Origin of the sequence: Paraburkholderia dinghuensis (assembly GCF_003837865.1) — a bacterium.
Taxonomy (GTDB): domain Bacteria; phylum Pseudomonadota; class Gammaproteobacteria; order Burkholderiales; family Burkholderiaceae; genus Paraburkholderia; species Paraburkholderia dinghuensis.
Genome location: NZ_RQIS01000005.1, coordinates 41,117 through 55,021 on the forward strand (window position 1 = coordinate 41,117; position 13,905 = coordinate 55,021).

General features: G+C 66.4%; 8 protein-coding genes. 5 read left to right on the forward strand and 3 right to left on the reverse strand.

Features of this window, described 5'->3' with window-relative positions; all coding sequences use genetic code 11:
• Nucleotides 1–241: 241 nt before the first annotated feature.
• A complete protein-coding gene (purL, locus tag D1Y85_RS08150) occupies nt 242–4,318 on the reverse strand; it encodes a phosphoribosylformylglycinamidine synthase (RefSeq protein ID WP_124150552.1) in 4,077 nt (1,358 codons plus the stop codon).
• 526 nt (nt 4,319–4,844) lie between these two features.
• Here purL and D1Y85_RS08155 point away from each other — a divergent pair.
• The 3 genes from D1Y85_RS08155 to pgi all read left to right on the forward strand — a co-directional run bounded on the left by D1Y85_RS08155 (nt 4,845) and on the right by pgi (nt 9,761).
• Nucleotides 4,845–6,140, forward strand: a complete 1,296-nt coding sequence (locus D1Y85_RS08155) for an FAD-dependent oxidoreductase (protein ID WP_124150553.1) — start codon at nt 4,845–4,847, stop codon at nt 6,138–6,140.
• A 170-nt stretch (nt 6,141–6,310) separates the two neighbouring features.
• Complete coding sequence (locus tag D1Y85_RS08160) at nt 6,311–7,882, forward strand: NAD(P)H-hydrate dehydratase (protein WP_124150554.1); 1,572 nt, start codon at nt 6,311–6,313, stop codon at nt 7,880–7,882.
• A 241-nt stretch (nt 7,883–8,123) separates the two neighbouring features.
• On the forward strand, nt 8,124–9,761 hold the full coding sequence (pgi, locus tag D1Y85_RS08165) for a glucose-6-phosphate isomerase (protein WP_124150555.1): 1,638 nt from the start codon (nt 8,124–8,126) through the stop codon (nt 9,759–9,761).
• Between the two features lie 42 nt (nt 9,762–9,803).
• Here the strand turns inward: pgi and D1Y85_RS08170 are convergent, their stop codons facing one another.
• Nucleotides 9,804–10,532: an ABC transporter ATP-binding protein gene (locus D1Y85_RS08170; RefSeq protein ID WP_124150556.1), complete on the reverse strand. Its 729-nt coding sequence runs from the start codon at nt 10,530–10,532 to the stop codon at nt 9,804–9,806.
• Between the two features lie 132 nt (nt 10,533–10,664).
• Here D1Y85_RS08170 and D1Y85_RS08175 point away from each other — a divergent pair, with 132 nt between their 5' ends.
• Entirely contained in the window at nt 10,665–11,282 is a 618-nt protein-coding gene (locus D1Y85_RS08175; RefSeq protein WP_246024835.1) for an arylesterase, read from the forward strand.
• Between the two features lie 230 nt (nt 11,283–11,512).
• On the forward strand, nt 11,513–11,794 hold the full coding sequence (locus D1Y85_RS08180; RefSeq protein ID WP_425466894.1) for a hypothetical protein: 282 nt from the start codon (nt 11,513–11,515) through the stop codon (nt 11,792–11,794).
• 81 nt (nt 11,795–11,875) lie between these two features.
• Here D1Y85_RS08180 and D1Y85_RS08185 read toward each other — a convergent pair whose 3' ends face one another.
• A complete protein-coding gene (locus tag D1Y85_RS08185; RefSeq protein ID WP_124150559.1) occupies nt 11,876–13,813 on the reverse strand; it encodes a SurA N-terminal domain-containing protein in 1,938 nt (645 codons plus the stop codon).
• Between the last annotated feature and the right edge of the window lie 92 nt (nt 13,814–13,905).

Below are 13,905 nucleotides of genomic sequence, written 5' to 3' on the forward strand. Positions count from 1 at the left end.
ACTCGTAGTCCTCGACAAAAAGACGCCGTCGGGCTAATTCGTCGGACGGTGTTTCCGGTCCAAGCCCCGGGAAATCGGGCGCACGGTCCGGCTCCTTCGTGAAGCACGGGAGGATGCGGGCCGCTTGTGGCAGACCACTGCCTGTCCGCGAACGATCTCCTCGGAAATCCTCGATAAACCCAAAAAAAAGCCGGCCCGAAGGCCGGCTTTTTCACGTGTATCGATCGAAGCGACAAGCGCCTTAACCGACCCACTTGCGCGCATTGCGGAACGCACGCATCCACGGGCTCGCTTCGCCCCAGGCTTCCGGATGCCAGCTCATCGTCACCGTGCGCTGCACGCGCTCGGTGTGCGGCATCAGCACCGTGAAGCGGCCGTCGGGCGTCGTCACCGACGTGATGCCCTGCGGCGAGCCGTTCGGATTGAAAGGATAGCGCTCGGTCGCCGCGCCGTGGTGGTCGACGTAACGCATCGCCACCGCCACCTTCGAGAGATCGCCTTGCTGCGAGAAGTCCGCGAAGCCTTCGCCGTGCGCAACGGCGACCGGGATGCGCGAACCTTCCATACCTGCGAAGAAGATCGACGGCGAGCTTTGCACTTCGACGAGCGAGTAACGCGCTTCGAACTGCTCCGACTTGTTGCGCGTGAACTTCGGCCAGGCGTCGGCGCCCGGGATCATCGAAGCGAGGCTCGACATCATCTGGCAGCCGTTGCAGATGCCGAGCGCGAACGTGTCCTCGCGCGCGAAGAAGGCAGCGAACATGTCCGCGAGCTTCGCGTTGAAGCGGATCGTCTTGGCCCAGCCCTCGCCCGCGCCGAGCACGTCGCCGTAGGAGAACCCGCCGCACGCCACGGCGCCCGCGAAGTCGGCGAGCGTGGCGCGCCCTTCGAGCAGGTCGCTCATGTGGACGTCGTGCGCGTCGAAGCCCGCGCGATCGAACGCGTACGCGGTTTCGAGGTGCGAATTCACGCCCTGCTCGCGCAGGATCGCCACGCGCGGACGCGAACCCGTCGCGATGAACGGAGCCGCGATGTCGTCGGCCGGATCGAACGTCAGATGCGGCTGCATGCCCGGATCGGCGGCGTCGAGGAGCGCGTCGTATTCGGCGTCGGCGCAGGCCGGGTTGTCGCGCAGACGCGCGATGCGCCAGCTCACTTCGCTCCATGCGCGCTGCAGTTCGGCGCGCGGCGCGTCGTAGATGCGCTTCGCGTCGCGGTAGATTTCGATCGCGTCACGGCTGTTCAACTGGCCGACGACGTGCGAGCACGCCGACAGGCCATACTGGCGCAGCACGGCGAACACGGCGTCGCGCTGCTGCGCCGGCACCTGGATCACGGCGCCGAGTTCTTCAGCGAACAGCGCACGCAGCGTGCGGTCTTCGCGGCGGCCGCTCGTCTGCTTCGCCCAGTCCTTCGCGTCGCCGTAATCGGATTCGTGCTCGGTGTCGAGTGTCAGCATGTCGACGTTCAGCGACACGCCGACGTGACCCGCGAACGCCATTTCGCAGATCGTCGCCCACAGGCCGCCGTCCGAGCGGTCGTGGTACGCGAGCAGTTGCTCGTTCGCGTTGAGCTGCTGGATCGCGGTGAAGAACTGCTTGAGGTCCTCTGCGCTGTCGACGTCGGGCACCGCGTCGCCCACCTGCTGCGTGACCTGCGCGAAGATGCTGCCGCCAAGGCGGTTCTTGCCACGGCCCAGATCGATCGCGATGAGCACCGACTCGCCCGCTTCATCGACACGGCGCAGTTGCGGCGTCAGATGGCGGCGCACGTCCTCGACCGGCGCGAACGCCGAGATGATGAGCGACACCGGCGCGACCACTTCCTTCGCGACGCCCTGATCGTTCCACTTCGTGCGCATCGACAGCGAATCCTTGCCGACCGGAATGCCGATGCCGAGCGCCGGACACAGCTCCATGCCGATCGCCTTCACGGTGTCGTAGAGCGCGGCATCTTCACCTGTCGCACCGCACGCGGCCATCCAGTTCGCCGAGAGCTTGAGCTTGTCGAGCGAAGCGATCGGTGCGCTCGCAATGTTCGTGATCGCCTCGCCGACGGCCATGCGACCCGACGCCGGAGCGTCGATCACGGCGAGCGGCGTGCGTTCGCCCATCGTCATCGCTTCGCCTTTGTAGCCTGCGTAATCGAGCGCAGTAATGGCGCAGTCCGCGACGGGCACTTGCCACGGGCCGACCATCTGGTCACGCACGGTCGTGCCGCCGACCGAACGGTCACCGATCGTGATGAGGAACGACTTGCTGGCAACCGTTGGATGACGCAGCACGCTCTTCGCGACTTCGTCGAACGCAATGCCGGTTACTTCGACGGGGATCAGCGGCGTGCTCGCGTGCTCGACGTTGCGGTGCATGCGCGGCGGCTTGCCGAGCAGGATGTCCATCGGCATGTCGACTGGCTGGTGGTTGCCGTTCGCGGCGAGCGCCTTTTCGTCGGTGTCGATCAGCTTCAGTTCGCGCTCGGCCGTCGCCACGCCGACCACGGCGAACGGGCAGCGTTCGCGCATGCAGATCGCTTCGAACATGGGCAGATCGGCGGGCGAGATCGCGAGGACATAACGCTCCTGCGACTCGTTCGACCAGATTTCACGCGGCGACAGACCCGACTCTTCGAGTTGCACGTTGCGCAGTTCGAAACGCGCGCCCTTGTCCGCACCATCGACGAGTTCCGGGAACGCGTTCGAGAGGCCGCCCGCGCCGACGTCGTGAATGGAGAGGATCGGGTTGCCCTCGCCGAGTTGCCAGCAGGAATTGATGACTTCCTGCGCGCGGCGCTCGATTTCGGGGTTGCCGCGCTGGACCGAATCGAAGTCGAGTTCGGCGGTGTTGGTGCCGGTGGCCATCGAGCTGGCGGCGCCGCCGCCCATGCCGATGCGCATGCCCGGGCCGCCGATCTGGATCAAGAGCGAGCCCTCGGGCAGATCGTGCTTGTGCGTATGCTGCGCGCTGATGTTGCCGATGCCGCCCGCGATCATGATCGGCTTGTGATAGCCGCGCACGGTGCCGGCGACGTTCTGCTCGTAGACGCGGAAGTAGCCGCCGAGGTTCGGGCGGCCGAATTCGTTGTTGAATGCGGCGCCGCCGAGCGGGCCGTCGATCATGATCGAGAGCGGCGACGCGATGCGGTCCGGACGGCCGTAAGCCTGTGCTTCGTCGGCGGGATTGCGGTGCGCGAGCGGCGTGGCGGTGTCGCGGGCGTTTTCCCACGCTTCGCACGCGTCGGGCAGTTCGAGGTTCGACACCGTGAAGCCCGTGAGACCGGCCTTCGGACGCGCGCCGCGGCCCGTCGCGCCTTCGTCGCGGATTTCGCCGCCCGCGCCCGTCGCGGCGCCCGGGAACGGCGAGATCGCCGTCGGGTGGTTGTGCGTCTCCACCTTCATCAGCGTGTGCGTGAGTTCGGTGTGACGGCCGTATTGCTCGGCCGGCGCGTTTGCGGCACCCGCCTTGCGCGGGAACCAGCGTTCCGCGACCGCGCCCTCCATGATCGACGAGTTGTCCGAGTACGCAACGATCGTGCCCTGCGGACTCATCTTCTCGGTGTTGCGGATCATCGCGAAGAGCGAGAGGTCCTGCTCCTTGCCGTCGATGGTCCAGCTGGCGTTGAAAATCTTGTGGCGGCAGTGCTCGCTGTTGGCCTGCGCGAACATCATGAGCTCGACGTCCGTCGGGTTGCGTTCGAGCTTCGTGAACGCGTCGACGAGATAGTCGATTTCGTCGTCGGCGAGCGCGAGGCCGAGTTCGCCGTTCGCGGTCTCGAGCGCCTTGCGGCCGTGGCCCAGCACGTCCACGGTCTGCATCGGCCTTTCGGGCAGTTCGTCGAAGAGGTGCTGCGCGGCGTCGCGCGAAGCCGCCACGCTTTCCGTCATGCGGTCGTGCAGCGCCGCCGCGACCGCGTCGCGCGCTTCGTCGGACAACGTCTTCTTGCCACCCAGCAGGCCCGTTTTCAGCACGACCGTGTATTCGACTCCGCGCTCGATGCGACGCACGTGTTCGAGACCGCAGTGGTGCGCAATGTCGGTGGCCTTGCTTGCCCACGGCGACACCGTGCCAAAGCGCGGCACGACGAGGAACGTCATCGCGCTGCCTCGCTCGGCCGGCGCCGCGAACGGCGCGCCGTAGTGCATCAGCGCCTCGATCTTCGCGCTGTCCTCAGTGGTGAGCGGCGCGGTCGAATTGACGAAATGCAGATACTGACCGTGCACGCCGACGATGTTGGCATCGATACGCTGAAGCGTTTCGAGCAGGCGGGTCTGACGGAAGTCGGAGAGGGCCGAAGCACCGGGGAAGCACGAGAAGTGGGCCATGGACTGGGGCGTTGCGTCGAAGTTACGTCGAAGTTGCCGTCTGGGTTGCGTCGCGGAATTCGCCTCGCGTGGCAGCAATCGCGCGATGGCGATGCGTCGCGCGTGGGGGCGACATCAGACGAAAGGGAGACCGCGATTATACCCCGGAAGGGCCGTCCGGATTGCGCCCGGGGCGCGTTTGCACGCAGCGCGCACTTCACGCACGGGCACCCACTGCGCGCGAGCCGCCGGGCCGCTGCGCCCCACGTTGGCGCGAGATGCACGCCGGAAACACGCCCACGCCCAGATGCGGCACGGCGCATGCCCGTGCAGCCGTGCGCCGCGGCGAGCGTCTCCGCCGGCGCAGCACATCCTGCGCAATCTGCAAATTCTCCCACAAGGCCGATGGTGAACGGCCCCGTTTGGCTGCTATCATTGCGCGTTTCACACGATCGGCCCGCAAAAGAAGAAGTGCGCGCCGCACGCCCCACCCCCGGCACGGCGCCCATTCCCGTCGGCGCGCCGCCTGCCTGCAGATCGTATCGTCATGGATGTCATCGTCATTGGCGGCGGAATCGCCGGCGTCGCCACCGCTTACCAATTGCGCGCGGCGGGTCACCGCGTCTGCGTGGTCGAGCGCCACGCCACGGTTGCGCAAGGCGCCACTTATGGACATAGCGGCGTCGTGCTCCCGAGCCCGCTGGACGTCTGGTTCGGCCCGACCTTCTTGCGAGACAGACGGCAGTCCTCTAGCGGAGTGATCTGCAAAACGGGGTTCGGCGGTCCCGCTCGCGCGTTCGTCAAGCGCCTCGGCGCGCTGCGCAGTTCCGAGGCCTTCGCGGCCCGCTACGCGCTGCTGCGCCCGCTCATCGATACAGCCGAAAGCGCACTCGACGACGCCACAAACCGCTTCCAGCTCGACTACGAACAGCGCGAAGGCCTGCTCTACCTCGTGCGCGGAAACGACGAGCGGTCCCTCACGCAGCCCGCGCTCGAACTTCTGCGCCGCTTCGAGGTGCCGCACCACGCGCTCTCCGCCGCCGAATGCATCGCGTTCGAGCACAACATCCCCCCCGAACCGCCGTTCGCGGGCGGCGTACGCATCGAGGCGGGGCGCATGGCGAACTGCCCGCTCTTCGTGAAGCAACTCAAGCAGGTGCTCGACAACCAGGGCGGCGTGCAATTCCAGACCGGCCGCGAAGTCAGCTCGATCCGGCTCGAGAGCGGCCGTGCGGCCGTCGAACTGGCGCCGCGCCTGCCCGCGCATGCCAGCGCACGCGAAGTCGAAGTGATCTCCGGCGATGCTGTGGTGGTTGCGGCCGGCGCGCAGACGCTGCCTCTCATCGCTCCGTTCGGGGTGAAACTGCCGCTCTATCCGTTGCGAATGCACACGCTGAACGCGCCGGTCGCACACGAGGAGTGTGTGCCCCACACGACGATCATCGACGCCGCCAAGCGCATCGCGATTACACGCATGAATCATCGTCTGCGGATTTCGGGCGGAGCCGTGCTGCTGCGCGCGAACCAGGTCGACGAGCCGCTCACCGAAGCCCTCACCGAGAGCGCGCTCGCGCTGCTGGGCGAGGCCTCGCGCGACTGGGCCCCCGGCGCGGCACGGATTTCGGCCGCGCTCGCATGGGAAGGCATGAAGCTGCTTTCCGCCGATGGCCTGCCCGCCGTTGGCAACGCTGGCCATCCGCGACTGTTCGTCAACGCGGGACATGGCCCGGCTGGCTGGGCGCTCGCGCTCGGCTCGGCGAAGCTCATCGCGCAGCAGATCTCGGGCACATCGCCCGATCTCCCAGCCGATACGATCAACGCGCTGAGCCCCGTGCGCGGGTAAGCGGCACAGCCAGCAGCACACTGCCTCGCCGTGCTCTTCGGCGAGGCAAGCCACCCCGAACACTTCCTGGACGCGCCGCTCGCGAGGCCAGATCTCGCGCCCGTCAGGGTCCCTGAGACCGGACACCTCGGGTATCGTTGCACTTGTCGATACCCCGAGCCACCTTCGCCATGTCCGCGACTCCGCTTCCCACATCAACCGCGCCCACGCTCTTCACACCGCACGACCGGCCCGTGCCGCTTATGACCGTAGCGGAACTGCGCACCTGCGAAACCGGTGCGCAGGCCGGCTTGCCCGCGCACACGCTGATGGCCCGCGCCGGAGCCGCCGCCGCCCGCTTCCTGAACGAGCAGATCGCCCATGCACCATCGCCCGTGGCCCGCAAACCCGTGTGGTTCGCCGCGGGTCCTGGCAACAACGGCGGCGACGCGCTCGTCGTCGCGACGGAACTTCATCGCGCCGGTGTCGCCGTGGAAGTCTGTATGCCCATCGAGGTCAAGCCCGACGACGCGCGCTGGGCGCTGGCCGCAGCGCGCGCCGAGGGCGTGCCGATCGCAAACGACCCGCCCACCTCGTTCGACGGATACGGCTGGCTCGTCGACGGCATGTTCGGCATCGGGCTCGCACGCGAGCTTGAAGGCGTGTTCGCGGACCTGGCTGCCCGGCTTTCTGCTCGCGCGCAAAGCCTGGGGCACGTGCTCGCGCTCGACGTGCCGAGCGGCCTCGACAGCGACACGGGCAACGTCGTCGGCACGGGCGTTGCCGTGCGGGCGACGCACACGGTCACGTTCATCGCGGCGAAGCCTGGCCTCTACACCGGCGCAGGCCGCGATTACGCGGGCGAGGTGAGCATTGCGCCGATCGGCGTCGATACGGACGTCGCGTCCTCCACCGCCCGCCTCAATGCGTCCGCACTCTTCGCCCCGTGGCTGCCCGCACGCGATTTCGCGACGAACAAGGGCACGTTCGGCACGCTTGCCGTGATCGGCGGCGATACGGGCATGTGCGGTGCCCCCATCCTCGCGGCCCGCGCGGCACTTTTCACGGGCGCGGGCAAGGTCCACGTGGGGTTCATCGGCAGCGACGCGCCGCCCTACGACCCGCCGCACCCCGAACTCATGCTGCACGCGGCGGGCAAGCTCGTACCCGGCACCATGGACGCGATTGCGGCAGGTTGCGGTATGGGCGGCAGCGCATCGGCACGTCATCTCGTCGACCAGATCCTGCAGTTGAACGTGCCCGTGCTGCTCGACGCCGACGCGCTCAATCTCGTCGCCCGCGACGACGCCCTTGGCTCCCGCGTCGCCGGGCGCGGCACGCCGTGCGTGCTCACACCGCATCCGCTGGAGGCTGCGCGCCTCCTCGCTACTGATACGGTGTCCGTGCAACGCGACCGTGTCGCGGCAGCGCGCGCGCTGGCGGCACGCTTCGCCGCCGTGGCGGTACTCAAGGGCAGCGGCACCGTGATCGCGGCACCCGACGGTCGCATCGTGATCAATCCGACCGGCAACGCGGGACTCGCAACCGGCGGCACCGGCGACGTGCTCGGCGGCCTGATCGGCGCGCTGCTTGCACAGCGGATACCGCCGTTCGAAGCGGCACTCGCAGGCGTATGGCTGCACGGCCTCGCCGCTGAAGCGCTCTGCGCCGAAGGCAGCGGACCCGCGGGCCTCACCGCTGGCGAACTTGCGCCGATGGTAAGACGGCTCATGAACCGGACGTTCTATTCGTCGCGGGACTAGCCGGTCGCGAGACCGGCACGTCACTTGCTGGCGATTTACCTGTTTCATTCGAGGTGAAAGCCGCACGATCGTGCGGCTTCAAGCCAGCACGTCCGGGCTCGCGACGGCTGCGCAGGTTCACGCGAGGCCGCTATACTGACTGCCCGCACCGCCCGAATTCACCAGACGGACGCGTGCGCGTATGAGCGCCGCGTGCGAAGCGCGCCCGCCCCATTCCTCAGTGCATCCTCGCCAGACGAACATGACGAATACTCTTCCTGCATGGTCCACGCTCCAGACGCACTACGGACAGATCCGCGACGAGCGCCTGCGCGACTGGTTCGCAAGCGCTAACGACACCGCTCCCACCCGCGCCGAACGCTTTACGTTCTCGGGCGGCGGCCTCGCGGCGGACCTTTCGAAAAACCGCATTACCGACGCGACGCTGAAGCTGCTCGTGCAACTTGCGCGCGAATCAGGCGTGGAACCACGCCGCGACGCGATGTTCGCGGGCCAGATCGTCAACCCGACGGAAAGCCGCGCGGCGCTGCACACGGCGTTGCGCGCAACCGAGCCCGACGCGCCGTTCCACGCCCAGGTCCTCGCCGAGCGCGCGAAGATGGCATCGTTCGCCGACGCCGTGCGCAGCGGCACCTGGACCGGCTACACGGGCAAGCGCATCCGTCACGTGGTGAACATCGGCATCGGGGGCTCGGACCTCGGGCCGAAGATGGTCGTGCACGCGCTCGATCACCTCGCGTCGCCGGACATCACCTCGCACTTCGTCTCGAACGTCGACGGTGCGGATCTCTGGCGCGTGATCGAGCACATCGATCCCGAAGAAACGCTCGCGATCATCGTTTCGAAGACCTTCACCACGCTCGAAACGATGACCAACGCGCGCTCGATGCGCGCCTGGTTCGTACGGAACGGGTGCCCGGAAAGCGCGCTCGCGAAGCATTTCGTGGGGGTGTCCGCGAATCCCGCCGAGGTCGTGAAGTTCGGCATCGCGCCGGACAACGTCTTCGAGATGTGGGACTGGGTCGGCGGCCGCTACTCGCTATGGTCGGCGGTGGGCCTCTCGATCATGATCGCGATCGGGCCGCGGCAATTCGACGAACTGCTCGCCGGCGCTCACGACATGGACCAGCACTTCCGCGAGGCGCCGCTTGAACGCAACCTGCCGGTGCTCCTCGGCATGATCGGCATCTGGTACCGCAACTTCTTCGGTTCGCAGAGCTATCTGGTCGCGCCGTATTCGGAGGCGTTGCACTACCTGCCCTCGTACCTGCAGCAGCTCGAAATGGAGAGCAACGGCAAGTCGGCGCGACTCGACGGCCACCTCGTCGATTACCCGACCGCAGCGGTGACCTGGGGCGAGCCCGGCACCAACGGACAGCACGCGTTCTTCCAGATGCTGCACCAGGGTCCGACGATCGTCCCGATCGACTTCATTGCCGTGCTTACGCCGGAACACCCGCTCGACGACCACCATCCGAAGCTGCTCGCGAACTGCTTTGCGCAGAGCGAGGCGCTGATGCTCGGACGCACCGAAGAAGAAGCGCGCAAGGTGGCCGGACCGGACAAGCCCGAACTCGTGCCGCACCTCATGTTCCCCGGCAACCGTCCGACCACGACATTGCTCGTCGACGCGCTCAACGCGCGCACGCTCGGAGCGCTGATCGCGCTTTACGAGCACAAGGTTCTCGTTCAGGCCGCGGTGTGGAACATCAATCCGTTCGACCAGTGGGGCGTGGAGCTCGGCAAGATTCTCGGCAAGGTCGTCGAAGCCGATCTCACCGCCGCGCCCGGCGACGTGAAGCAGCACGATTCATCGACGGCTACGCTCATCGCTCGCGCGCGCGCTGCGCTCAAGCGTGAGGGACCTGCAGGCTCTTAATGACGGAAGCGTGGCGTGCGCTGCGGCGCACGCCATCTCAGGTCAGCGTCCGGCCTCTTCAACCTCGCCGGAATCACGAATTTCGCCGTGCGCGACACGCCGCCCCGCTTCGATCGTCACTGTGGCATCGCAGCGGCGTGCGAGATCGACGTCGTGCGTGACCAGCACGAGCGTCGCGCCCGTTGCACGGTTCATTTCGAACATCAGGTCGATCACAGCATGGCCCGTCGCGGCATCGAGACTGCCGGTGGGCTCATCCGCGAAGAGGACAGAGGGACGGCTCACGAATGCGCGTGCGAGCGCCACACGTTGTTGTTCGCCGCCGGAGAGCAGCTTCGGATAATGCCCCGTACGCTGCCCGAGTCCGACGCGTTCGAGCAGTGCGCGAGAGCGCGCGAACGCCTCGCGCGTGGACATGCCACCCTGCAGTTCGAGCGGCAGCGCAACGTTCTCCAGTGCAGTGAGATGGGGCATCAACTGGAACGACTGGAATACGAAACCGACCGAACCGTTGCGCAGCGCCGCGCGCTCGTCCTCGGCCATGCCGGTCAGCTCGTGGCCGAGCAACCGAACCGACCCCGAGCTCGCGCTGTCCAACCCGGCTAGCAGCCCGAGCAGCGTAGACTTGCCCGAGCCGGAAGCGCCGACGATCGCCACGCTGCTGCCGGCCCGCACCGTGAGGTCGATGCCGTCGAGTATCGTCAGCTCGCCGGTCGCGTCGGTGACCCGCTTGCACAATCCCCGCACTTCAATGACTGGATCGCTATTCATTCGCACATGATCACGCACAGGTTAGCCGTCAAGACACGCCGCACCGCTTTTACTGCCGCTGTTTCCGCCGCTATTGCGACCACCGTTGCCCGAATCATCGCGATGGTGGCGACGCTCTGCGCGATCGTCGGCATGCAGCCGGCGATCGCCGCGACCGCACCCGCAGATCCAGCCGCCAACGCGGCGAAGCCGGTCATCGTCGTGCTCGGCGACAGCCTCTCCGCCGAATACGGACTGCCGCGCGACACCGGCTGGGTCGCGCTGTTGCGCCAGCGGCTCATGAGCGAGCGAATCGATTATAGCGTCGCGAACGCGAGCATCAGCGGAGACACGACGAGCGGCGGTCTCGCGCGCCTGCCGCTCGTGATGCAGCGCCTCAAGCCGTCCATCGTGATCGTCGAACTGGGCGCCAACGACGCGCTGCGCGGCGTGCCGCTCGCCACCACCGAGAGCAATCTGCGCGCCATCGTCGACCAGATCCGCAAAGGCAATGCGAAGCCGATGCTCGTCGGCATGTACGTGCCGTCGAATTACGGGCCCGACTACACGCAGAAATTCCATGGCCTCTACGGTCGTCTGGCGCAGGAGTTGCGCACACCGCTGGTCCCCTTCCTGCTCGCCGGTCTCGCTGACAAGCCCGATCTGTTCCAGTCCGATCAGATGCATCCCACCCAGCAGGCACAACCTTTGCTGCTCGATAACGTGTGGCCGACGCTCAAGCCGCTGATCAGCGGCGGTACGCAGCACTAACCGCAGCCCTGGCTTGCATGAAACGCCCTTCGCGGGCGTTGGCCGCGGACGCGTCGCGCACCTCCAGGGCACGCCAGACACGCGCTCCAGTCAGTCGGCCAGCGTGTGTCGGCGGACGACAGATTGCGTCGAATCTGATCGTGCGTGTCTGGGGGGACAAAAGCGTGAAGATCCTGTCTTTTATTCTCGTGACGTCAGCGCTATGCGCGTGTGCCAACCAGCCGGTGCCCATGGGGGCTCAGTCAGTCGGCACGAGCGAACAGCCAACGGCGGCCGTCGCGCAGTGCATCGCGCGGAAATGGGCCGACCGCGCGCAACAGCCGGTCATCTTGCAAACGATGAGTGCCAATAACCAGGCCGTCGATGTTTATCTGCCGGGCCAGCCGCAGCCGGACGGCACCGCTGCGACGGTGCGCCCATCCTGGTCACCGACCAACAAGACGTGGGTGGGCTACCGTGGCGGTGTCAACGCGGGCATTGAAGCCACGGCCGACATCAGCACCTGCCTCTGATTGCCCTCGCCTCACAAAGCAAAAAGCCCCGCCGGGGGCGGGGCTTTTCGACAGCGTGCACGGCGGGACCGCGCGGGCGGCTTACTGTCCGTCGCCGGACTGGCCAGCCGCGCCAAGCGAACCGTAATACTTCACCTTGGAGCGGTCGCGCAGTGCATCGAGATACGCCTGCACTTGCGACTGTCCGCTCACGCGTCCGAGTTCCTGCTCCGCGGCAGCGAGATGCCCGCCGTCGGCGGCCGGCGCATTCGTGACGGCGTTCACGCGATAGATCGCAAAGCCGTCTGCGCCGAGATCGACACCGACAAAACCCGGCAGCTTCTGCGCATCGACCTTGAAGATCGCCGCGAGTGCGTCATGCGGCAAGCCTTGCGTGTCGTTGCGCGAGACTTTCACGCCCGGAGAGAATCCATCGGCCGATGCCGACTTCTTCAACGCAGCGAGCTTCGCCTCGCCGTCCTTGCGCGCAAGCTCCACAGCCTGCTGAGCGATGACCCGCTGGCGCACGGTATCCTTGACCGCGGCGAACTCGGGCGTCGCGGCGGGCTTGAAGCTCGTGACGCGCGCGGCGATCAGGGTGTTGTTGCCGACGTCGATGGCCTGCGTGTTGTTGTGCTGGTTCACCGAATCGTTCGCGAACACCGCGTCGAGGAATTTCTGAAAGTTCAGCGGGCTGTCCGGCGGCAGCGCGGCATTCGGCTTCGGCGTGACCGTTGCGGTCTGGATGGTGAGCTTGAACTTGTCGGCGGCCGGCTGCAGGGTCTTCGACTGCTCATAGACGATCGACGTGAAGCCTTCGGACGCATCGGAGACCAGCTTTGCGGCCTGCTGCGTCTTGACGTCGTTGATGATCGAAGCTTTCACCTCGTCGAAAGGCTTCGTCGTCGCCGGCTTGATTTCAGTGACCTTGACGATGTGATAGCCGAAGTCCGACTGGATCACATCGCTGATCTGGTCCTGCTTGAGCTTGAAGACCGCGTCGTCGAACGCCTCGCCGCCCGCGATCATGCCGCGGCCGAAGAAGCCGAGGTCGCCGCCCTTCGCCGCCGAGCCCGGATCCTGCGATTCCTTCTGGGCAATCTGCGCGAACTGGTCAGGATGCGCCTTCACTTGCGCGAGGATCGATTCCGCCTTCTGTTTCGCGGCAGTTCGATCGGCTGCGCTGGCGTCCTTCGGCGCGGTGATCAGGATGTGGCTCGCGCGAACCTGCGCATCGGTGCGGAAGTGCGCGATGTTGTCGTTGTAGAACTGTTTGAGATCGGCATCGCTCGGTTGAACGTTCGCCGCCACCGTCGCAGCCGACAGCACCAGATACTGGATCTGTGCCGTGGCAGGTGTTGCGAAATCGCTCTTGTGCGCGTCGAAGTAGGCCTGCAGTTGCGCGTCGGTCGGCTGGACCTTGGCCGTATAGGCGGCTGCGTGGAACACGAGGGCCTGCACTTCGCGCTGCTGCCCGGAGAGCGCCGTCAGTTGCTGCGCGAGCGACTTCGGCGTGAACGCGGTGCTGACTATGGCGGAGGGCAGTTGCTGCATCGCGAGGCTGTAGCGCACGCGTTCGTCATACTGCTCGGGCGTCATGCCCTGCATGGCGAGCAGCTGCTTGTAACGATCGAGATCCATCGAGCCGTCGGGATTGCGCAGCGACGAAATCACCGGATCGGCGAGCAAGGCGCGGCGAACGGCCTCGTCCGAGGCGGTGAGATGGAGGCGCTGCGTCTCGTCGATCAGCACGCGCTGCTGAACCAGACCGTCGAGAATGTCCTTGCGATGCTGCGGCGTGTCGAACAGGCTCGCATCAAAATTCGCGCCCATGACCTGGCGCGCTTGATCGAGTTGCGCACGCGCGGCGTTGTCGAACTCGACGCGTGTGATCTTGTACCCGCCGACGCTCGCGACGTTCGCACTCTCGTCGAAGAAGCCGCGGAAACCTTGAATGCCGACGAAGCCAAGCCCTGGCAGAACCACCAGGAGCAGCATGAACATCATCAGGCGTTTGTGATTGCGGAAAAAGTCGAGCATGCTTGAAAGAGCGAAGGGATCGTCAAAAAACGGAACGCCCGATATTACCTCAGAGGGCAATAAAAAAGGCGAACCGCAGTTTGCTTTCGGTT